The organism is Nocardia sp. FDAARGOS_372 (assembly GCF_002554515.1).
GTDB lineage: Bacteria > Actinomycetota > Actinomycetes > Mycobacteriales > Mycobacteriaceae > Nocardia > Nocardia farcinica.
Map to the genome: position 1 here is coordinate 2,144,363 of NZ_PDDW01000001.1, position 21,738 is coordinate 2,166,100.

The following is a 21,738-nucleotide window of genomic DNA, read 5'->3' on the forward strand; positions in this document are numbered from 1 at the left end:
CATCAGCGTGATTCGGTGGTGACTCGCTCGCGTGGGGGTGGTGGCCGCCATCCGGTGGCGACGAGTGCTTCGGTCGGAGAGATGCCGATCAGATCGCGGCAGGTGCGAGTGAGGTGGGCGCTGTCGGCGAACCCCGCTGTGTGCGCGGCTTCGGTGAGGGAACCGCCTTCACGCACGACAGCGAATCCGAGCTGCAGGCGTACCCACCGCCGCCACGCCACATACGGCAATCCCACCTGCGCGGTGAAAATATGGGAGAGGCGGCTCGCCGAAATCCCGATGTCGGCGGCGAGTTCGCCCAGCGAGGGTGGACCTCCCACCCAGCAGGTCGCCCGGCGCAGCGCCTCGGCCACGACAGGGTGCGAGGCCCGGCGCACCGATCTGGTGACCGGACCGCCGCCCGGCGGAGCCGGTAGGGGCGCAGCGACGCTGACCCAGCTGGTGACTGCGTGGCGCGGTTGCCCGCCCAGTCGGGCCAGTGCCGCGTGGGCGGTCACGCTGTCGGGATCGAGGAACGCGAGGAATCCGCTGGTGCCCGGTTCGGTACTGACCTGGTGGACTACACCGGGTGGGATAATCGCGGCGAGCGCGGGCGTGGTGTGTCCGGCCGCGTCGGCGAGGGTCAGTCTCCCTCGTGCGACGAAGAGCACCTGCACGGCGGCGTGCGCGTGGGCAGCTGCGTCGCCGATCTCGCCGGTGAATGTCATGAGCCCGGGAGTCAACGAAACCCCGCCGGACCATCGGTGCTCGGGAGCGCTCACCTCCGCACGCGCCATGTCCGGTCGTTCCCGGACAGCAATCGACAACACGAGCACGGGCACAGACAGGTCACCTCGCGTCCTCCCTCTTGGTGATCTCGTGTGTAAACAGGGTGGTGGGCGGTCAGAGGCCGAACGCGCCGCCGCTGACGAGGATGACAATTCCGAGAACGACCAGAACGAGCGGAAAGAGTATGTGTTCCCACCGCTCCAAGATCTCGGCAATGCCCTTGCGGGTGGTGAGGAACTTCGCGGCGAGCACCAACACCCCGACCAACAGCAGGAACACGACCGAGTAGGCGAAAATCGCCGCCGTTCCCACGGTGGCGAAGACAGGGACATAGACGCCGATGTTGTCGCCTCCGTTGGCGAAGGTCACCGCGGCAACCGTCCACACCGCCACCTTCTTGCCCTCGACCCGATCGTCGTCGTCGTGGTTTCGCCACGCTCGCCATGCGGCGAGCAAACCGAGCAGCAGCGGTATCAGCCCGAAGTAGGCGATAGCGTGTTCCGGCAGCAACGCGGTCACACCGAGCGCGACGAGGATGGACGCGGCGAGGATCGCGCCGAAACCGAGATATTGCCCCGTTGCGATGGCGAGGGTGGTTCCGCGAGTCCCCGCGCCGCGGGCGAAGAACAGGGACAGCACGATGATGTCGTCGATGTTGGTCACCAGGAAGAGCCCGATGGCCTGCAAGATCGTGGTAACCATTGGCGTGGAGGCCTTTCTCGGGGAGCACACAGTGATTGGGCGGACGTGCGTTGTCGGGCTGCACCCTCGCGGCTGGCTACCGACTGTCTACCTCATCGCGGGCTGGGCGCCGGTGATGTTCGCCCCGGCGAGGGTGTCTGTTTGGGGAGCTTGGCGGCGATGGCCGCGGCGAGCAGGGCGCTGACAGCGGCGCTGGCCAGGAACACCGCAGATATAGCTTCGGTGTAGGCGTGGGCGCTGGTGGCGGTAAGGTCGGCACCAGCTGGGTCAGGAAGCCCGGTCGCGACCAGTTGTGCTCCAGCGATGTTGTCGCGTGCCGCGCCGACCACGGCCTCGGGTAGCCCGTTCAGGTGGGGGTCGAGGTCGCGGGTGTAGACGACGGTGAGCAGGGTGCCCAGGATGGCGACGCTGAACGCGGCCCCGACCTGTCGGATGGCCATCAGCAAACCGGCTCCCGCGGCGCTGCGGTGTTCGGGCAAGCTCGCCATGACCGCATCGACCGCCGGTGCCAACGCCAGCCCTGCGCCCAAGCCGATAACCGCGAGGCACGTCGCCACATAGCCGTAGCCGGTGTCAACGGTGATACGGGACGCGAGCACGAAACCAGCTGACGCGATTACCATTCCGGTGACGATCGGGACTTTCGCGCCGACGCGGGTGACGATCTTGTCGACCGCGGCCGCGGCGACGATGATCGCCAGCACCAACGGAACCAAGCGCAGTCCGGTGCCGAAGGCGTCGTGATGGCGCAGGATCTGCAAGTATTGCGGCAGCACGAACAGCACTCCGACAAGGGTGAAGGTCCCCGCAGTAGCGGCCAGGGTGGGCCAGGTGAAGGCGGGATCGGCGAACAGTGCCAGATCGACCAGAGGGTGGCGGGCCCGCCGTTCCCACATCACAAATCCCACGATCAGCACCACACCGGCTGTGAGAGTGGCGAGCACGATGGGGTCGGCCCACCCGTACTCGGGTGCTTGGATGACGGCGAACACCACCGCCGCCGTACCGGGCACGGCGGTGACGATCCCGAGCCAGTCCAGCGGCGGTGCGTCCGGATCGGCCGACTCGGGCACCAACACCATGCAGGCAACCACAGCGGCGACACCGACCGGGACGTTGATGAGAAACACCGAGCCCCACCAGAAGTGCTGCAAAAGCCAGCCTCCGACGATCGGGCCCAGCGGCAAACCGACGCCCAGTGCGCCCACCCACACCGCGATCGCGCGACGACGCTGGTCTGGACCGAACAGCGTCGGCAGGATCCCGAGTGAAAGCGGCACGATGATCGCGGCTCCGATGCCCATGACCGCGCGGGCGGCGATCAGCGAACCGGTGGACCCGCTGTAGGCGGCCCATGCCGACGCGGCGACAAAGGCGACCAGACCTACCAGCAGCAGCCGTTTGCGGCCGTAGCGGTCGCCGAAGCCACCGGCGGGCAGCATCAGCGCGGCGAAGACCAGCGTGTAGGCGTTGACGATCCACTGCAGCTGGGTGGTGCTCGCGCCCAGGTCTTGCGCCAGGGTAGGCAGGGCGACGTTGAGGACCATCAGGTCCAGCCCCACGGTGAGCAGGGCCACGACCAGCGCCGCCAACCCTGCCCACCGACGCGATGGGCTCGGTTCAGTCCCGATTGCCGGTGTGGCGATCGGGTGAGAGTTGTTCTCGCTCATCGGAGTTTCCGATCAGGGTGGTGATGATCAGGGCGGTCGCGCCGAGCACGATGAAGGTGTCGGCCAGGTTGAAGGTGGGCCACCAGCCGGTATGCAGATAGTCGGTGACCAGCCCGTCGGGGGCTCGGTCAATGACATTGGCAGCGGCACCACCCAAAATTGCGGCGAGTGCGACCCGGGTGAACAAGTTCGCGCGCGGTGCGACAACCCATCCGGCCACCGCGACCGCCGTGGTGATCACCGTGGTGATCGACAGCATCACCCAGGTCGGTGCGTCGGCGGCGATCGAGAACGCGGCGCCGGGGTTGAACGCCAACCGCAGATCCACCGGCCCCGCCTCGATCGGCGACCCGTCCAGCGCGGTCTGCGCCCATGCTTTGAGCGCGAGGTCGATCCCGGCGAACACGGCTGCGGCTGCGGCCCACCGCAGTCGCCGCCCCCACCGCGAAACGGTGGGAGCAGACGACGAGGTGGCGATCACGCGGAGGCTCCGGCCAGCGCCGGGGCGGGCTTTGCCGTCGAATCGGGCAGCGAGGCCAGGGACTTCGTGCGTCCTGCGCGGACACCGTTGGCGATCACGACGATCTCGGCGAGCTCGTGGACCAGCACCACCGCCGCCAATCCGAGGATTCCGAACAGTGCCAGCGGGATCAGGATCGTGATCAGCCCCAGCGACAAGCCGACGTTCTGCAACATGATCCGCCGGGCCCGGCGGGCGTGCTCGAGCGCGCGCGGCAGGTGCCGCAGGTCCTCCCCCATCAGCGCCACGTCGGCGGTCTCGATGGCGACGTCGGTGCCCATCGCGCCCATCGCCACACCGAGGTCGGCGGTGGCCAGGGCGGGGGCGTCGTTGACGCCGTCGCCGACCATCGCGGTGAACCGGTCGGTACGCAGTTCGGCCACGATGCGGGCCTTGTCTTCCGGGCGCAGGTCCGCGTGCACGTCTTCGATCCCGGCCTCGGCGGCCAGCGCGGCGGCAGTGCGCGCGTTGTCGCCGGTGAGCATCGACACGCGAATACCCAGGGCATGCAACCGGTCGATGACCTCACCCGCCTCTGGACGCAGTTCGTCGCGCACAGCGATCGCACCGATCACCTGGCCGTCGAGCTCGATCAGCACCGCGGTCGCCCCCGCGTGCTGCATCCGCTCCACATCGGCAGCCAGCGCACCGGGTTCTATCCAGCCCGGGCGGCCCAGTCGTGCCGCCCGGCCGTCGACCAGACCGGTCAACCCGGCGCCGGTGACGGCCTCGACGTCGGTCGCGGGAGCGAAGGTGTCGACGGCGGCGAGGATGGCACGAGCGAGGGGATGCTCACTGCGCGATTCCAGCGCCGCGGCGACACCGAGCACAGTTTCCTGATCGACGCCGGTGACCGTCGAGATCTCGACGACAGCGGGCTTGTTCGCGGTCAGCGTGCCGGTCTTATCGAGCGCGACCTCACGCACCCGACCCATCGCCTCGAGCGCGGCGCCGCCCTTGACCAGCACACCCAACTTGCTCGCAGCACCGATCGCGGCCACCACGGTGACCGGTACCGAGATCGCGAGCGCACACGGTGACGCCGCGACCAAGACGACCAGCGCGCGTTCGATCCAGGTGACCGGATCGCCGAAGAGCGCGCCGATCACCGCGATGGCGGCGGCGGCGATCATGATGCCGGGCACCAGCGGTTTGGCGATCTTGTCGGCCAAGCGTTGGGCGTCACCCTTGCGGGCCTGCTCGGCCTCCACGATCCGTACGATCCGCGCCAAAGAGTTGTCCTCAGCGGTCGTGGTGACCTCGACGGTCAGCACGCCGGTGCCGTTGATAGACCCCGCGAACACCTCCGCACCCGGCCCGGCTTCCACCGGTACCGATTCGCCGGTGATCGCCGAAACATCCAGCGCGCTACGGCCTTCGACGATCACGCCGTCGGTGGCGACACGCTCGCCGGGGCGAACCAGCATCCGGTCCCCCACCCGCAGCTCCGCCGGGCTGATCACGGTTTCAGTGCCGTCACGCAGCACGGTGGCCCGGTCGGGGACCAGGTTCAGCAGCGCGCGCAGACCGCGGCGAGTGCGGGCGACCGCGTACTCCTCGAGGCCCTCGCTGATGGAGAACAGGAACGCCAGCATCGCGGCTTCGCCGACCTCGCCCAGGATCACCGCACCGATCGCGGCGATCGTCATCAGCGTGCCGACCCCGATCTTGCCCTTGGCCAACCGTTTGAACGTCGACGGGACAAAGGTGTAGGCACCGACCAGCAGTGCGGCGATCTCCAAACCCAACTCCACGGGGCGTGGGCCGCCGGTCCAGCCAACGATCAGTGCCGCCACCAGCAGCACACCGGCAACTGCGGCAGCGCGCAGTTCACTGACCTCCCAGAGCTTTTCGGGTTCCCGCTCCTCGGTCTCGCCGTCTGCGGTGGGTTCGTCGTGGCCGCAGCCGCACGCGTCGCTCACGCTCGCACCTCCGCAGTGGTCTCCGTCGTCGGGGAGGTGGCGTCGGTGCCGTAGTTCGGGCACAACGCCACCGCGTTACCGGTCGCCGCGAGCAGGGTCTCCGCCGAGGCGAGCAGATCCATCAGCTCAGGACGGGCCAGACTGTAGAACACCTGCCTGCCCTGCGGACGACCCACCACCAGCCCACAGTCACGCAGGCACGCCACATGCGCCGACACCGTCGACTGCGCCAGTCCGAGCCCGGCCATCAGATCCGCGACCCGCGCTTCCCTGGACGCCAACCGCTGGACAATCGCCAACCGCGTCCCATCCGAGAGGCTGTGGAACAACGCCACCGCCGGATCCAAGCCCTGCGTCTCGACGAGGCAACCCTCGCCCTCATTAATCGCCATACGACGATGATAGCGGCAGAGGGTATTGATATCGACCGCTTGCGTGATTAATCTCATTTCAACGATCACATCGTCATTTGACGATCAATGGTGATCGGTTACGGAGGGAGAACACGTGAACCAGCAGCGGATCACCGTCACCGAGAGGTCGCGGCAGAAACCACTGCCACCTGGCTCGCCAGGGCTGCTGTATCGGTGGGGCGTTCTCATGGCCCGACGCAGACGCGCGGTCTTGGCGATCTGGGCGCTACTACTGGCGGTGTGTGCGGTGGCCTACCCACTACTCGAAAACCGGCTCGGTGCCATGGACTTCGGCGTCGAAGGCTCCGAGTCCACCGGGGTCGATCGTCTTGTTGCCCAGCACTTTCCACAGTTCGGCGCCGAGCAGGCGGTCATTGTGCTGAGATCCTTTGCCCTCACCGCCGACGACTCCGACTTCCGTGCAGCGGTGACTCACACAGTCACCGCGGCCAAGGAGGTGCCGGGCGTGGTCGATGTCATCGGCCCCTACGACGGGCCGCCCGGATCCCAGATCTCGGCTGATGGGCACGTCGCGATCGCGCTGGTCGGTATCGGCGGCGACATGGCAGAACGCGCGAGGGTCGCCCGCGACCTGCAGGGCGCTATCGCCACCACGGGCGACGACTCCGTCGAGGTGGGACTGACCGGATATTCGGCGGTGCAGAACGCGGCCACCGAACTACAGAACGCCGACCTGGCCCGCGCCGAGGCGATCGGCATCCCGGTCGCCCTGATCCTGCTCGTCCTCGCGCTCGGCGCTCTCGCCGCCGCGGCGGTCCCGATCGGAGTAGCCATCGCGGGATTGCTGACCACTGTCGGGGTGTTGTTCGGTCTCACCACGGTGACCGTGTTCGATTCGCTGACCGTGGCCATGGCCACCATGGTCGGCCTGGGCGTCGGTATCGACTACGCGATGTTCATCGTCAGCCGCTTCCGCGAAGAACTCGCCCATCCCGTGGTCGCCGACCACGCCGCGATCGCGGCCGCGGTCGGCCGCTCACTGGCCACAGCAGGCAAGACGATTCTGGTCTCGGGCCTGGTGGTGATGATCTCGCTCTGCGCATTGATCATCATCCAGGCACCGATCTTCCGTGGCATTGCCATCGGCGTCGCCACCGCTGTCATCAGCATGCTCATCGTCGCCGTCACCCTGCTTCCCGCCCTGCTCGCAGTCCTGGGCCCTGCTGTCAACCGCGGCGCACTCCCGGCCCGCTGGCGCCCCGCCGACAGCGTCACCGACCTTCCTGGTGCCAGCCCGGGTCGCTGGGCGCGCTGGGCGTATCTAGTCATGCGCCGACCGGTCCTGTTCGGCACGGCCGCAGTAGCGGTGCTCGTCGTCGCTGCATTCCCGGTATTCGGGATCCGCTACGGCCTCGATATGGGCACCAGCGCCCTCGACGACACCCCCACCGGACGCGCCACCACCGCACTGACCACCAACTTCCCGGCCGGAGCACTCTCACCAGTCGAAATCATCGCCACCGGCCCTGGCGACACCCCACTCAGCGGCGACGCGCCCGAACGGGTCAACCGATTCCTGACCGAGATCGCCGGCGACGAACGCATCGCCACCGTTCTCCCCACCCAACTCAACGACGGACGAGTACTGGCAATGGCGATCCCGTCAGTCGCGTTCGACTCCATGGAGGCCACCAACCTCATTCGCGACCTTCGCACCGCAGCGGCTGACGCGGCCGGAGTCGAGGTCCGCATCGGTGGCAGCACCGCCGAATTCGTCGACCTCTCCGACGAAATGACCACCAAACTGCCGCTCGTCGTCGCCCTCGTGCTGACTGCCTCACTGATTTTCCTCATCGCCGCGTTCCGCAGCATCGCCCTGCCGGTCAAGGCCATCGCGATGAACCTGCTCGCCACCGGCGCCGCCCTCGGCATCACCGTCGCGGTATTCCAATGGGGCCTCGGCGAAAACCTCCTCGACTTCACCAGTCCCGGCTTCGTCCAGGTCTACCTGCCCACCGTCGTGTTCGCCCTGCTGTTCGGCCTCTCGATGGACTACGAGGTCTTCCTCATCCGCCGCATGCGCGAATACTGGGATGCCACCGGCAACAACCAGCACGCAGTCGCTGCCGGACTCACCCACACCGCCCGCCCCATCACCGCGGCCGCCGCGATCATGATCGCCATCTTCCTCACCGCCGACATCCTCGAACTCAAACAACTCGGCCTCGCCCTCGCTGTCGCGGTCTTACTCGACGCCGTCCTGATCCGCCTCGTCCTCGTCCCCGCCCTCATGCGCCTGCTCGGAGACTGGAACTGGTGGCTACCGACCCGGCACCGGATCCGATCCGACACAAGCGCACCCGAAACGTCGGCCGCCGCTGATTAGCACGGCGATCACGACAGGTTGGTGTCTTCGCGTTTGCTGACCGACAGCCGGGCGCGCACGGCCCAATGATCGTCCTCAGCGCCAACGGTCAGTGCGCCACCCGCGAGTTCAGCACGTTCCCGCATTCCGACGAGGCCGTGCCCATGGGGCACCCCATGGGCACGGCCACCGTTGAGCACGACCATCGCGATACCGCCCTCATCACTGCTGATCCGAAACATCACCGGAACGTCGCGATCCGCGTGCTTCATCACATTAGTGAGCGATTCCTGCACCAACCGCAGCAGCGTCAGACGATTGATCGCGTCGAGCCCGCCGAGCTCGGCGTCGATCTGCGCGTCGACGGTGAATCCAGCGCTACGGACGCGGGTAATGGCCGCGGCGATCTCGGTGGCCACCGCATCGCTGTCAACCAAGGCCACCACACCCAGCGCTGGATCGCGTAACCCGGTCAGGAGCCTGCGGATATCGGACAGCGCGTCGGCGGCGGTTGCCCGTACATCGTCGAGCACCCCGACGATGCGCGAATCCGCCCCACGAACAACATGTCCGGCGACCGAGATCCGCAAAATGATCGAAGCCATGTGATGAGCGACCACGTCGTGCAGTTCTCTGGCCATGGCTGCGCGCTCATCGATGCGCGTGCGCGCCTCGGCGTCGGCGGCCTGCCTGCGCAAGTTGTCGGCAAGATCGCGTTGACCACGCAGATACAAGCCCAACAACAACGGAACTCCTGCATAGGCAGCTACTTCGACTGCGATATAGGCACGCCCGATGGAAGTCTCATGCAAACCAACCCGCCCGAGCACGATCGCAGCCGCCCAACCCGCAGCTGCGACCACCACCGTCGCCCATCGATGCGTCCTGGCGATGACGACCACCAGCGCAACCGCACCAAGATAGGGCACCAGCCCCGACACACCCCACGCTGGTGCACGCAGCATCGGCACCGCCAACGACGACAGCACAACCGAGACCACCAACGGCCACCGCGCGACCGCCACGAACACCACTGCGGCGGCCAACGCCAGCAGCCAATAGTAGGTCGGCACCCGGTACTGGCCCGGATACGTGCTGGCCAACAACAGTATCGGGATCAACATCAACGGTAGCCACCGCAACAAACGCTGCAGGTCGCGGCGTGCACGCAAGTCGATCACACGCTCACCGTAGGCGAAGCGCTGCCGAGCAGCTGACAGCGCCGGAGCGACACACTGTTGTCAGCTCTTAACTCACCGCGCGATATGATCGGCACAGGCGGACCGGGGTCGCTAGACCGTGTAGGAATCCACGATGACCAGGCGTTTTCCGGTTGCCCATGTTTTGTGTGTCCTGCCGAGGGCACAAACCTGCCACGGCGTTTCCGCACGCCATACCCGCCTTTGCCGTTGCAGGTTCGATTCCGCAGGGGCATGTGGGTGTCCATTGCCCACCATCGATGGAGTAGTCGCGCGACGACCGCTGATGCACTGCTGATACCGCCGACGCTCCACCGGCAGGCCAGACCCGTCACTACACTCGGCAACCATGCGGTTACGAGCGAACGACATCTACGGCGGCGTCGTCGGCACGGTGCTGGCGAGCGTCATCGTGGCGGCGATGCCGCTCGGCGAGAATCCCAGCCAGGCGGCGCTGTGGGTGTGCGTCAGTATCGCCATTACGGCGATAACCCGCAGTTACGGGCAGCATGTCTCCACCCACAGCGCCGATTCGGAAGCGGGATTCTGGACGGACCTCGGGCGCAACATGCTCACCGGCATTCCGCTCGTGATCGCCTGTCTCCCCACGATTCTCATCCTGCTCTTCGCGCATGTGCTGGATTGGCACGACGATATCGTTCACCCCGACGGTTCGGTCACTGTCGGCTACACCACCGTTATCCTGGTGGTGAACATGGTGTTGCTGTTCGGCTGGGGATTGCTGGCAGCCCGAGCAGGCGGCTATTCCGCGTGGAAAGCGGCGGCGATCGGGCTGGGAAATACGGCGCTCGGCTTGGCGGTCTTTGTGGTGAACTCGCTCAACCAGTAGCAACTGAAGCGGCATTCGGCCGCGGCGAGACCCGCACGTCGGCTGCCAGTCCAGCCGATCGGCGGGGCGGAAACCGGAACCTGCCGGATGTTGTGGTGACGCGGCGACCACGACATTGGTGGTATGACCTCGATACAGCATTCGGAGCAAACCTCGGCTCCGCCTGCCGGGCCAGCGGCGGAAGACGCCGCGCCCGCCCCACCCGGTCCGTCGACTGCGCGGCTGGCGGGGCTCGACGTGGCGAGGGCGCTGGCGGTTTTCGGCATGTACACCGTGCACATCGGCCCCGCACCGGCGAGCGGCGTCGGCAGCTGGTTTCGGTATGTGGTCGAAGGGCGCTCCTCGATCCTGTTCGCCACCCTCGCCGGATTCTCGCTGATGCTGATCGCGGGCCGTCGGGAGCCGAAGACCGGTCTGGCCGGTCGACAGGCGAAAGCGCGGATCGCGATCCGTGCGCTTGTCCTGTTGGCGATCGGTACCGCGATGACGATGGTCTACGGCGACGTCGTGATCCTCGCCTTCTACGGCGTCTACTTCCTGCTTGCCCTGCCGTTGGTCAAGCTGAGTGCCACGAAGCTCGCGCTCATCGCGGCCGGGCTCGCCCTGGTCACCCCTCAGCTGGCCTTCCTTCTGAAGAAGGTGCTGTCCGGGTCGGTCCAGCAGACCATCAACGCCTACGACCCGCTCGAGAAGCTGAGCAACGTCGGCGTGCTCGATCTGCTGCTCACCGGCATGTACCCGACCATGACATGGATGCCGTTCGTGATCGCCGGTATGGCGTTGGCCCGCCTCGATCTGGCGACCGGTGCGGTGCGAAAGCGGGTGGCCGCACTCGGTGCCGCGCTCGTCGTACTCGGCTACGGTCTGTCCCGGCTGCTCGGCGGTGCGGACGCGTTGAAGAGCATGGCAGGTTCCGGGCCGCCCCCGGGCACGGACATGAGCGCGAAAATGGACATGAGTACGGGGCCGTTCGGTGCACAGGGTCCGGGTTCGTTGCTGTTGGCCGGACCACACAGCGGTACCACCTTCGACATCGTCGGCAGTCTCGGTGTCGCGATCCTCGTGATCGTCGGCGCGACAGCGGCGCTGGAGCGGTTCGGATTGCTGAGGCGTCTTGCGGTGCCGATCATCGCTGTGGGCAGCATGTCGCTGACCTGCTACGTGGGCCACTTCGTCGTGCAAGGGGCCGTGGGGATGCACATGGGTCCCACTGCCGCGCAGTCGTGGCTACCGCTGCTCTGGTTCGTCCTCGGGGCAACCGTGTTCGCCACGGTATGGTCGCGCTTCTTCAAGCGCGGACCGCTCGAGTATCTCCTCAACGCGGCGACCAAACCAGCGAAATACATCCGCTGAGGTCTCCGGGCCGGGTGGACTCGTCGACTGACGTGTCCACCCGGCTTCGCACGTCGTATTGGCCTTCTAGCGCAGCCTCGACACCCCTGTCGCCACTGCCGAACCCGCACCATGGAAGATCACGCTGCCCAACACCACGATCACCATCACCGACAGCGTCGTCTCGGCCGCTCGGCCGTCCAGAACGTTGAACGCCATCAGCCCGAACACGATCGAGGCCGTGCCACGGGGGCCCAGCCAGCCGACGAGCAGCCGATCGCGCCAGGAGAAGTCCGAGCCGAGCATCGACAGCAGCACCGGTCCGACCCGCACGACGGTCAAGACCGCGGCGCCGAACGCGATCAGTCGCCAGTTCAGGTCGTAGGTGACCACCAGAACCGCGACGCTGCCGAAGACGAACCACATGGCAACGGTGAGCAGGAAACCCAGATCGTCGAGCAGTTCCAATTCCCGTCGGAGCGCGGCCTCGTCGCGCATCGACCTGTACACGATGCCGCAGACGAACGCGGCGACGAACCCGTTGCCGTGCATGCCCGCGGACAGAGCGAACGCCAGGATCGGCGCGGCGACGACCGCGACCCGTTTGGATTGCTCGGTCATCAGGTCCTGACGATCACCCGCATTGGTGAGCAGGGCGAGGACGACACCGACCGCCAGGCCGACAAGTACGGCTTTGATCGTCGCGGGCAGCGCGGCCTGCAGTGCGGCGGCCACACTCGTCCCGTGTTTCGTGCCGCCTGCCAGCACGAGGGCGCCGAGGAATATCGGCGACACGATGCCGTCGTTGTAGCCGCTCTCCACGTTCAACAGAGTGCGAAGGCGCTGGGGGAACCGTGCGTCGCGCACGACCGCGGTCGCGGGGGCGAAATCGATCGGCACGACCGCGCAGGCGATCACGAGCAGGACCGACCAGGCCAATCCGGGCAGCAACCATCCGCCGAGCAGCATGGCGAGACCGATGCTGAGCGGTAAGGCGACGAACAACAACCGCAAGGCCGACCATCGCTCTCGACCGAGCAGTCCGCCGCGGACCTCCGCCGCGTCGCTGAACAGCAGGATCGCCAGGATGATCTCCGCCGCTTTCAACGCGACCTCGGTGTTCAATGTCTCGCCGAGTGAGCCCTTGGTCGTGATGCCCATGGCTGCCCCGGCGACGACCATGATGATCGGGGCGGTGATCCGCCAGCGCTCCAGCCGCCCGGCAACCACCGCCCACAGCGCGAGCACCGACGCCACAACGGTCAGTACCTGATTCACCGCGCTACCTCTCCGTACCGGTCCCGATCAACGCACCTCGGCGCTGCCTGCGATGATCGTGGCTCGCGGACCCGGCCGATCGTGGCACGACACGCTCACCGGCAATCGCTCCGAGCCAACCGCGGCACCTGTGCCCGCTTGCGGACACAGGTGCCGTTCGGCGCATCAACGCGCCGTGGCCCGTTCCTCGATGCGCAACGCGCTCACCAACTCGCGGTACAGCTCGTCGGTGTCCACGAGCTCGGCGTGCGAGCCCTGAGCGCGAATGCCGCCGTCCTGCAACACCACGATGTGGTCGGCGTCGACCACGGTCGACAGTCGGTGGGCGACCGTGACCACCGCGCCGACCCGCGACCGCTGCCGCACGCATTCGTGGATCGCGGCCTCGGTGATGCCGTCGGCATGCGCGGTGGCCTCGTCGAGCAACAGCACATCGGGTGCGCCGAGCAGGGCCCGCGCCACCGCGATGCGCTGACGTTGACCGCTCGACACCGAGGACGAACTCAGCGGCGTGTCGAGCCCGTGCTCCTGCGCGGCGATCGTCTCCCGCAACCGGGTCGCCCGGATGACCTCGGCGAGATCCTCCTCTGACGCGTCCGGGCAGGCGTAGAGCAGGTTCTCCCTGATCGTTCCCGGAACCACCGGCGTGTCCTGTTCCACGTAGGCCAACCTGGCCCGTACCCCGGCGTGGCCGTAGTCACTGTAAGGCCGCCCGTTCAGCAGCAGCTGTCCCTCGCGGGGTTCGAGGAACCGCATGATCAGCGACAGCAGCGTGGTCTTGCCCGACCCGGAGGGGCCGACGATCGCCACATGCCCGGTGCGCGGGATGATGAGATCGATGTCGCGCACGGCATCGTCCCGGCCGTAACCTGCTGTAACGCCACGCAATTCGAGCACCGCCGAGGAATCGGCGACGGCGTTCGCGTCGATCTTCGCTGTGCCGATGTCGGATTCGATCTCGAGCTGCTCCATCTCCCGGATGCGCCCGGCCGCGGCGATGCCGCCCTGCAGGGTCATCACATGCTGGCCGAGTCCGGTCACCGGTTCGATCAGCGCGAACGCGTACAGCAGGAACGCGATCAGGCTCGACAACGCGAGCGAACCCTGACCGACCCGCCACGCGCCGACGGCGACGACAACGACGATCGCGATCTCCACGCCCGCCCAGGTGATCGCCGACGCGATGGCCTCGCGGCGGACCGCGCGCAGCGCGTGCCCGGTCGAGGCCTCCGCCTCGGCGATGATGCGCCCGGATTGGCGCTGCTCGGCACGACTGGTCTTCACCGTACGGATCGCGTGCAGGGAACCCGCGAGTGCGGCGCCGACAGCGCCGAGGCGCTGCTGGGCCCGCTGCCGTTCGGTGGCCACGGCCGGCATCAGCGCCAGGAACAGCACACCGACCACACCGATGGCCACCAGCGTGGTGACGAGCAGCATCACGTCGAGTACGGCCATCAGCACCAGGGTGCCGACGAGCATAATCATGCCGTTGATCAGGCCGAGGAGGCTGGCGGAGGCGGCTTCCTGCAGCAGGACGGTGTCGGAGGTGACCCGGGTCACCAGTTCACCGATGGGGCGGCGGTTCAGCGACGGAATGGTCGCCTGGAAGTATCTGCGCACCAGAGACTTCCGCGCGGTCAGCACCACCCGTTCGCCGATCGTGCCGAGCAGCATCGTCTCCAGGCACAGCACAGTCGCGCTGAACACCGACAGTCCGAGCAGTGCCGCGACCGGAGTGGTGAGCGTGGCACCGGATCCGACGGCGTCGAGGATCCACTTCGTGATCATGGGGGTGGCCAGGCCGGCCGTCGCACCCAGGACTCCGAGCACCGATCCGAGTCCGAGGGCGCGACGATGTGGCGCGACGAACGACCACAGGACCCGGAGCCGGGCAAAGGTGGGCGACGTTTTCTTCATGCCATCGAACGTAAGTTCCCGACGACCGCTCACACACCCCCGCAGCGAACTCTCAGCCACTCGGCGGAGCGAGACCAGCCACACGGCGGAGGCGACGCGACTTCCGGATCACCCGGTCTGGCGGCGCCGGAGCGACGCCTCTGCCGGCGGCGACGGGCACCCACGGCGAGGGGGGTCTTCCACGGGTGCCCGTCTTCTCACGCGCCCGGTCGGGCGCTGCCAGTCACCGCCCTTGCCGGTAGCGGTGACCTGCGCCGTGCCTGATTCACAGCGCACTCCGATTCTGCGATCTCGGTATCTCGACGGGAACCCGCCGATCGGCGGTAGCGCCCCCGGCCGACGTCGGGTTCGCGGCGGACGGGCGCGACGGCGTCCTTCAGGAACGGGGCAGTCGAAGTTCGACGCGGAAACCGCCTTCCTCGGTAGGAGCGGTGTGCAACCGGCCCTGCAACAATTCCGCGCGCTCGGCCAAGCCGATCAGGCCATGACCGGAGCCGGGCAAGGGAATCGCTGTCCGGGTGGGCGGCGAATTGCTGACGATCACTCCGACCTGATCGGCATCGGAGAATAGTTCGACGTGGGCGTCGGCACCGGGCGCGTGCTTGCGGACGTTGGTCAGCGCTTCCTGCACCGTGCGGTAGATCGCCCGCTGTGCCGCGCCGGTGATGTCGGGGGGCAGCGTGCCCACCAGATCGACGGGCAGTGCGCTGGACTCGATCAGGCTGTGCAGGTCTGCCAGTGTCGGCTGGGGAGTGAGTTCGGTGGTCTTGCCGCCGGAGGCACGCAACAACGTCACCAGGTGCCGCAGTTCCTCGAGCGTCGCCACGCTCAGCTGCCGAATCGTGCGGGCCGCGTCCCTGGTGTCGGTGTCGGGTGCGGCGACCATCAAGGCGCCTGCCCGCACGGCGATCAGGCTCACCTGGTGGGAGACGACATCATGCATCTCGCGTCCAATCTGCGCCCGTTCCCTGGCGAGCACGGCTTGGGCGTGCAGCCGGCGCTCATGGTCGCGCGCCTCCTCGATCTCCAACAGTCGCTGGGCGAGTTCGTCTCGTGCGCGCACCAATTGACCGAAGAAGACCGGAGCGATGGCAGTACCTGCCGTATAGGCGAAATAGGCGATGGCATCGGTGCGCGACAACTCGAAGAACGGGCTCGACGACGCGGCGACGAGACCGGCCACCGCCGCGCACCCGACCGGCAGATAGCGATTGGCGGACAGTTTCGCCAGTGTGTAGAGCGCGACCGCCGGGGCGACGACGAGTTCGGTCAGAGCCAGCGCCGGAATCGTCAGCACGAAGGTGAGCAGCGGCCAGCGCCGCCGGAACACGAGACCGAAGCAGGCGAGCGCGGCGATCGTCAGTTCATCGGGATCGTATTTGACGCTGCCGAACCACGCGTCGGCCACCGCGAGCACCATCAGCGCGGCATCGACCACCCACAGCGGCGTACGCGTGCGCGCCATCGTCAACATCAATCGTCGTGCCGATCGGTCAGTAACCCGGCCCGCTGGGCGACCAGCGCCGCCTGGACGCGGCTGGCGACGCGTAGTTTGGCAAGGATCGCGCTGACATGATCTTTCACCGTTCCGACGCTCAGAAAGATCCGCTGCCCGATGTCGGCGTTCGACAATCCCTCCGCCAACAGCACGAGGACGTCTCGTTCGCGCTCGGTCAGCCTGTCCAACCGGGCGACCTCGTCGTCGGTCGCGGCCAGCCGGCTCAGGGCGTTGTCCTGGTGCAGCAGCGTCGCAGCGGCTTTCGGGGACATCACCACTCCCCCAGCCGCCAACGTGCGGACCACCTGCGGCAGCTGGCCCGGTTCGGTGTCCTTCAGCAGGAACCCCGCCGCGCCGGAGCGCAGCGCGGTGACGACGTACTCGTCGGTGTCGAAGGTCGTCAGCATCGCCACCACCGGGGGTGCGCTCATCGCGCGCACCTCATGCAACACCGTCAGCCCGTCCACGTCCGGCATCCGGATGTCCAGCAACACCACGTCCGGTGCCTGCGCGGCGATCAGCGCGAGCGCGCCGCCGCCGGAACTCGTCCCGACCACCTCGATATCGGGCGCGGCCCCCAGGATGAGCTCGAATCCGGAACGGACCAATGCCTCGTCGTCGACGATGATCACTCGAATCATGAATTGACCTGCTTCGCTGTCGTCTCGGTTGTGCCGATGGCGCGGCCGCCTACGACCGTACCGCTGAGCATCTGTTCACCTTCGGATATGCGCAGCGCCCTCGGCAATGCGTCGAGCGGTGTTCGAATCCAGCCGAAGGACCGGTTGCGTCCCCCCGGTCGACGGATGGCAGACCCCGTCGACCGGCGCCTACGCTCGCTGCGATCGCAGGTCCTCACCGCTGGTCACACAGCGGCGATCCCGGTCACCGCGGTGCACGTGCTCGCATCGCTTTCAGCATCTGATGAGGGTTGGACATGAACAGATTTTCCGGTAGCCGCCACCGGATCCGGGCCGCAGGGCTCGGGGCCGCCGCACTGACGGCGCTCGGCGTACTCGCCACCGGCACCGCGAGCGGTGACACCGTCGTTCCGTTGCCCGACGGTGAGCGTCTCGGTCCGGGTGTCAAGATCACCCGCACTCAGGAGCGCGCGGTGATCTCGCCGTCGCTCGCCGCCAACGGCGCCGGGCGCGTCGCCTGGTTGTCGGGCACCGTCATCGCCGATGTCAGCGCGACCCCAACCGGCACGGTCGGACCGAACAACGGCGCCGCGGACAGACCGGGCACCAACAACTCCTCGACACACGGGGCTTCGCGCGTCACCACCGGCTACATCGTCGGCTGCCAGGTCAGCATCGGCGACGAGGCGATCTCGGCGGGGGTGTCGGGTGGCGTCAGCACCGGCGGAGTGAACGCGGGCGGTTCGATCGGCGTGAAGCTCGGTCCGGGCGACGTGGCGTTCGTCGCGCTGGGAGGCAAGGACATCCTGAAGCCGAGTGTCTACGCGGTCGAATACCAGGACGCCGAGTTGCAGATCCAGGGCTGTGCCGGCTATGCCCAGGCACGTTCGTTCACCGTGGTCGAGATCATCGGTGACCACTACTCCAAAACCTCACTGTACGGAATGCCGTTCAGCATCGGATGACCCGGAATCGACCACTGCTCAACAGCATTCAACCCTGAGGGAAAAGCAACCATGATCGATCGCAAGACTGCGGTGCGCCTGGCCGGTGCCGGTGCCGCCGCGACCATAGCGCTAGGGCTGTGCTCCACCGGCGCGGCCAACGCCGACACTTTCGTACCGCTACCCGGCGGCGAGATCTCCCGCACGCTCACCGACGGCACCGTGGTGACCGTTCGCCTGGTCGGCGAATCCGCCACCATCAACCCCTCCATGGGTTCGACTCCGGTACATCGCAACACCTGGGTCTCCGGCAGCGCCCAGGTGGAACTGTCCGGCCCCGGCGTCAAGGGCGGCGCCATCTATCCGGGGTATGTCGTCGGGTGCCAGGTGAACATCGGCGGCGGCGGGGTGACCGGCGGCGTCGACGCCAAGTCCGACTGGGAGGCTGGGAAACCCGAGATCGGCGGCAAGACCGGCGGCAACCTGTCACTGGGGCCGGGTCAGGCGAAGGCGATGTACCTGCTCGATCTGGAAGAAGCTGACGACTACGGCGACGAATCGCACAAGACCCGCAACAGGTTCAGCGGCACGAGTGGCAGCGTCACCTGGTCCGATTCGACCATCGGATTGTCCGGCTGCGCGGGCTACGCCCAGGCGCGCGCCTTCGTCACGGTGAAGGTATCCACCGAGGCGGTCAGCTCCGTGGTGACCCTGTGGGGTCAGCCGTTCAGCATCGGCTGAGGCCGGGACACCGATCGCGGGGGTACCACTGAATTCGTACGCTGATACCCCGGCTGCTCACAGCTGAATGGTGTCGCCGTACACGGTGACCGTGCTGTCGGCGGTCGAGGTTCTGATCGTCGCCGCGGCGACCGAGCGTATCGTGACCGGGCCGAGGCAGGCGTCGACATTGATGGTGACCCCTTCGGCGGTGATCGACCCTCGCGACGCGGTCAGTGGCTTCTTCCTGATCTCGACGGTCGATACCTTGCCGGGCACGAGCGTGGCGGAGGTGTTCGGCGTCAACGACGCGCGCGCACCGAGCGTCGCGCCGGAGACCGTTACCCCGGCGTTCCCGCCGAGCGAGGCGCCGACGCCCAGTCGCAGACCACTGGAAACATCGACGGCCAACCGATTTGATAGCTCAGGGTCAAAGTCCCGTCTACCACATTCGGCAGGTGCGCCCCGGCCGCCTCGGCAGCGGCCTTCACCGCGACCACACCCGCACGGCTCACGGGTGAATTCGCCAGGTTGGGCCCGCTGTCGAGCTTCTCACCCGTCTTGCTGACAGTCAGCGTCCAGCCGTCGTCTGTCACAACCTGACGGGAGGCATCGAACACCGGTTCGGCACCGGCCACGCTCACCGTCAGCGCGGCGAGTGGAATCGTACCGAGCAAAACTCCGGCGCAGAGCGCCGCCGTACGTCGTGCGTCTGTGTGCATCTTGATCACGTCCAAATTCAGGTTGCGGCCGACGCTATCGATGAATGCCTCACAGCTGCACGGGGTCACCGTAAACGATGACGCTGTGGTCCGCAGTCCGTGTGGACAGGGTCGCGGTGGCGAACGAGCGAATGGTGACCGGTCCCACGCAGGCGTCCACATTGACCTCCGACTGGTCGAAGCTGATCGATCCGTCCTGCCCGATAAGGGGTTTGTTGCCGAACATCACCGTGCTGACGGTCCCCGGCACGAGAGTCGTGGAGATCGACGGTGTCACGGTGGCCTGGCCACCGAGTGTGACGCCGGGAACCGGCGCGACGGTAGGACCCGAGGTCGTCAGTCCCAGTGTAATTCCCGAGAAAACGTCGATCGCACAGCCGACCTGGTATCCGACCCTGATGCTGCCGGACCCGACCGGTCGGCTACCCGCGCCACTGATCACCGCGGCAGCTTTGAACGTGACCACCCCCGCACGGCTGACCGGCGACTGGGACAGGCCAGGGCGCCGCTCCACCGACTCACCGGTTTTACTGACGCTCAACGTCCAACCGTCCGCAGTGATGGTCTCACGTGAGGCGTCCACTGGAGTCTCGGCACGAGCCGGGCCGGCGCGCGCACATTTCCGTCACTGCCGCACTCAACAGAATTCCCGCGCCGAATTTTCGGCCTCTTAGCATTACAGCCATGAAGTCCCATCCGAACCAGCCGATTGACAACGACTTCCGCGCAGTGAGTACCCGGCCCGCCGGCGGGTCGTCCGGACAGACGGCCTCGCGCATCACCGTGCGGACGTCAGTTCCTCACACGTGCAGGAGCCGACGATCACCATCGTCCCGCCATCTACCCACCCCGGAAATCCGCCGACCGGCTGCGCACTCCCCGTCCAACGTAAGCACGCGCCCAACTGGACGCTCATCCACGTTCCTGTGGCTCGATCTCGCCCGGAGACCCCGATACGAAACCCGAACCAAGACGGCCAGGCCATTCAACTGATTGGATGTCCGGCCCAGAAACTCTGGTGGATTCCTGGTAACACCGGCCAGGACGTCTAGCCTGTTCCCACGGCTTCCGACACGAACGTCGGAGAGTGTTTCGAGTTATGGAGTGCCGAACTCGGGGACCTCTACCTCGCCTGGAATCTCATGAATCGGCAGTTCCGGGACGGCGCGAAACCGGAGTCGCCCGCGTCGCGTGACAATGCCGCTCCGGAGGCGAGGACACCGGAACCCCACAAACCAGAAGGTACCGGCGCGGGCACAGACGCGGTTCAGATGATCGACGGCGCCGCACGACCATGTCATCCTCACCTTTCGCAAGGATCCCGACGCATGGGGGGTCGGATCGTCCGACCAGCGAGCATGCTGATCTACATCGCTGCGATAGCTGTGTGCAACTACTTCGGGTCCAGAGCAACCCCATCGCAGTCTGGTACGGATCGCGGCCGCCGCGTTCTCGTACGTGCCCCACCGAGGTGATTCAGCGGCTGGGGTGGGATCAACTGCCGACTCGCACCTGCCGCACGCACCTCGATGTCGAGGCTCTGCACGCGGCCCGCACCGTGACCAAGTCCGCGGCTCACCGAGGCAACGATGGTCGATGGGTGTCTTCGGTCGCGACCAGTTGGCTCCGGTCACGATCGAGACGGTCCGGCGGGTGCGGATCCGGCCGAGCAGCGGCGATCGTGGCCACGCCGTCAGTCAGCACGTCGACCACCTCTGCGACCCGCTCAGGTGGGGTGGCGACCAGCATGATCCTGTCCAATCGCGCGTCCCTCCCGGTGGCCGGCGAGCAGCCTGAAGTCGCACTCGTCAGGTCGGTGCAGCGCCGCCACGACCCCGGCGGTCGAGCGGCAGCGACGAGGTTCGCCAGCACACTGCCGCGCCGGCACGCAACGACACCGCCATACGGAAGTCCGCCGCCGATCGCTTCGCTGACCGGCCCCCGCACCGGCACCGGCACCGGCAGTAGATCGGTGGTGACCGTCGGCGCCGACGAAGCTCGGACAGCTGCCGTTCGCGGGGGAGCGTTGTCAGGTCCGCCCCACGAACAGAGATGGTCCATGTGCACACTTGACTTGCGCTTTGGCCGGAAGTTGTGTGTCGTGGAGTCGTTTCCGTCGTCCACGGCACCGTCATTGCACGTCGCTGGCGTGTCAGTCCGCCCCATCGACACCAGAACCAGGGTATCGGCGCGACGCCCGGAAACCGCGGTGGCGCAATGATACCGAGCCTCGTCTCCGGCATCCCCCGCGCCCACGACTCCGTCCCGCGTGTGGTCGACGACCTCCGGTCGGCAGGCGTTGTCCCGCCGACCACC

General features: G+C 67.1%; 18 protein-coding genes and 1 pseudogene. 5 read left to right on the top strand and 14 right to left on the bottom strand.

All coding sequences use genetic code 11. The features are described from left to right. Positions 1 to 2: 2 nt before the first annotated feature. The 6 genes from CRM89_RS10505 to CRM89_RS10530 all read right to left on the bottom strand — a co-directional run bounded on the left by CRM89_RS10505 (position 3) and on the right by CRM89_RS10530 (position 5,974). A complete protein-coding gene (locus CRM89_RS10505) occupies positions 3 to 707 on the bottom strand; it encodes an AraC family transcriptional regulator (RefSeq protein ID WP_228787576.1) in 705 nt (234 codons plus the stop codon). A gap of 175 nt (positions 708 to 882) precedes the next feature. Then, the gene (locus CRM89_RS10510) at positions 883 to 1,470 is read right to left on the bottom strand and encodes a cadmium resistance transporter (RefSeq protein WP_054811715.1); all 588 of its coding nucleotides are present in this window, start codon (positions 1,468 to 1,470) and stop codon (positions 883 to 885) included. A gap of 92 nt (positions 1,471 to 1,562) precedes the next feature. Then, positions 1,563 to 3,140 (bottom strand): MFS transporter, encoded by a 1,578-nt coding sequence (locus tag CRM89_RS10515; RefSeq protein ID WP_054811716.1) that lies wholly within the window; start codon positions 3,138 to 3,140, stop codon positions 1,563 to 1,565. Continuing rightward, a complete protein-coding gene (gene lspA, locus CRM89_RS10520) occupies positions 3,091 to 3,621 on the bottom strand; it encodes a signal peptidase II (protein WP_054811717.1) in 531 nt (176 codons plus the stop codon). Before lspA ends, CRM89_RS10515 begins: the two co-directional genes overlap by 50 nt. Next, positions 3,618 to 5,582 (bottom strand): cation-translocating P-type ATPase, encoded by a 1,965-nt coding sequence (locus CRM89_RS10525; protein ID WP_054811718.1) that lies wholly within the window; start codon positions 5,580 to 5,582, stop codon positions 3,618 to 3,620. The genes lspA and CRM89_RS10525 overlap by 4 nt, the downstream gene beginning before the upstream one ends. Beyond that, on the bottom strand, positions 5,579 to 5,974 hold the full coding sequence (locus CRM89_RS10530) for a helix-turn-helix transcriptional regulator (RefSeq protein WP_086843872.1): 396 nt from the start codon (positions 5,972 to 5,974) through the stop codon (positions 5,579 to 5,581). Before CRM89_RS10530 ends, CRM89_RS10525 begins: the two co-directional genes overlap by 4 nt. Before the next feature lie 208 nt (positions 5,975 to 6,182). On the opposite strand from CRM89_RS10530, the gene CRM89_RS10535 reads away from it, so the two are divergent. Continuing rightward, positions 6,183 to 8,342, top strand: a complete 2,160-nt coding sequence (locus CRM89_RS10535) for an MMPL family transporter (RefSeq protein WP_098083859.1) — start codon at positions 6,183 to 6,185, stop codon at positions 8,340 to 8,342. A gap of 8 nt (positions 8,343 to 8,350) precedes the next feature. On the opposite strand, the gene CRM89_RS10540 is transcribed toward CRM89_RS10535, so the two are convergent. Beyond that, positions 8,351 to 9,502 (bottom strand): sensor histidine kinase, encoded by a 1,152-nt coding sequence (locus CRM89_RS10540; RefSeq protein ID WP_082392796.1) that lies wholly within the window; start codon positions 9,500 to 9,502, stop codon positions 8,351 to 8,353. Positions 9,503 to 9,869: 367 nt separating this feature from the next. Here CRM89_RS10540 and CRM89_RS10545 point away from each other — a divergent pair, with 367 nt between their 5' ends. Then, positions 9,870 to 10,370 carry a hypothetical protein gene (locus tag CRM89_RS10545; RefSeq protein WP_098083860.1) on the top strand — a complete coding sequence of 167 codons (501 nt, stop codon included), beginning with the start codon at positions 9,870 to 9,872 and terminating at the stop codon, positions 10,368 to 10,370. 123 nt (positions 10,371 to 10,493) lie between these two features. After that, positions 10,494 to 11,723 (top strand): DUF418 domain-containing protein, encoded by a 1,230-nt coding sequence (locus tag CRM89_RS10550; protein ID WP_098083861.1) that lies wholly within the window; start codon positions 10,494 to 10,496, stop codon positions 11,721 to 11,723. Between the two features lie 66 nt (positions 11,724 to 11,789). Here the strand turns inward: CRM89_RS10550 and CRM89_RS10555 are convergent, their stop codons facing one another. The 4 genes from CRM89_RS10555 to CRM89_RS10570 all read right to left on the bottom strand — a co-directional run bounded on the left by CRM89_RS10555 (position 11,790) and on the right by CRM89_RS10570 (position 17,036). After that, on the bottom strand, positions 11,790 to 12,980 hold the full coding sequence (locus tag CRM89_RS10555; protein ID WP_098083862.1) for a cation:proton antiporter: 1,191 nt from the start codon (positions 12,978 to 12,980) through the stop codon (positions 11,790 to 11,792). A gap of 165 nt (positions 12,981 to 13,145) precedes the next feature. Next, positions 13,146 to 14,897, bottom strand: coding sequence for an ABC transporter ATP-binding protein (locus tag CRM89_RS10560; RefSeq protein ID WP_098083863.1), 1,752 nt, complete (start codon positions 14,895 to 14,897; stop codon positions 13,146 to 13,148). 376 nt (positions 14,898 to 15,273) lie between these two features. After that, positions 15,274 to 16,362 carry a sensor histidine kinase gene (locus CRM89_RS10565; protein ID WP_211153580.1) on the bottom strand — a complete coding sequence of 363 codons (1,089 nt, stop codon included), beginning with the start codon at positions 16,360 to 16,362 and terminating at the stop codon, positions 15,274 to 15,276. An 8-nt stretch (positions 16,363 to 16,370) separates the two neighbouring features. Next, the gene (locus CRM89_RS10570) at positions 16,371 to 17,036 is read right to left on the bottom strand and encodes a response regulator transcription factor (protein ID WP_098083865.1); all 666 of its coding nucleotides are present in this window, start codon (positions 17,034 to 17,036) and stop codon (positions 16,371 to 16,373) included. A 290-nt stretch (positions 17,037 to 17,326) separates the two neighbouring features. Here CRM89_RS10570 and CRM89_RS10575 point away from each other — a divergent pair, with 290 nt between their 5' ends. Next, positions 17,327 to 18,001, top strand: a complete 675-nt coding sequence (locus CRM89_RS10575) for an MspA family porin (RefSeq protein ID WP_098083866.1) — start codon at positions 17,327 to 17,329, stop codon at positions 17,999 to 18,001. A gap of 51 nt (positions 18,002 to 18,052) precedes the next feature. Continuing rightward, on the top strand, positions 18,053 to 18,721 hold the full coding sequence (locus CRM89_RS10580; protein WP_098083867.1) for an MspA family porin: 669 nt from the start codon (positions 18,053 to 18,055) through the stop codon (positions 18,719 to 18,721). A gap of 57 nt (positions 18,722 to 18,778) precedes the next feature. Here CRM89_RS10580 and CRM89_RS32240 read toward each other — a convergent pair. The 3 genes and pseudogenes from CRM89_RS32240 to CRM89_RS30895 all read right to left on the bottom strand — a co-directional run bounded on the left by CRM89_RS32240 (position 18,779) and on the right by CRM89_RS30895 (position 21,171). Then, a pseudogene (locus CRM89_RS32240) lies at positions 18,779 to 19,584 on the bottom strand (MspA family porin). Beyond that, positions 19,472 to 19,963, bottom strand: a complete 492-nt coding sequence (locus CRM89_RS10595; RefSeq protein ID WP_172964477.1) for an MspA family porin — start codon at positions 19,961 to 19,963, stop codon at positions 19,472 to 19,474. The pseudogene CRM89_RS32240 and the gene CRM89_RS10595 overlap by 113 nt, the downstream one beginning before the upstream one ends. 1,034 nt (positions 19,964 to 20,997) lie before the next feature. After that, positions 20,998 to 21,171 carry a hypothetical protein gene (locus CRM89_RS30895; protein ID WP_170986766.1) on the bottom strand — a complete coding sequence of 58 codons (174 nt, stop codon included), beginning with the start codon at positions 21,169 to 21,171 and terminating at the stop codon, positions 20,998 to 21,000. Positions 21,172 to 21,738 lie beyond the last annotated feature (567 nt).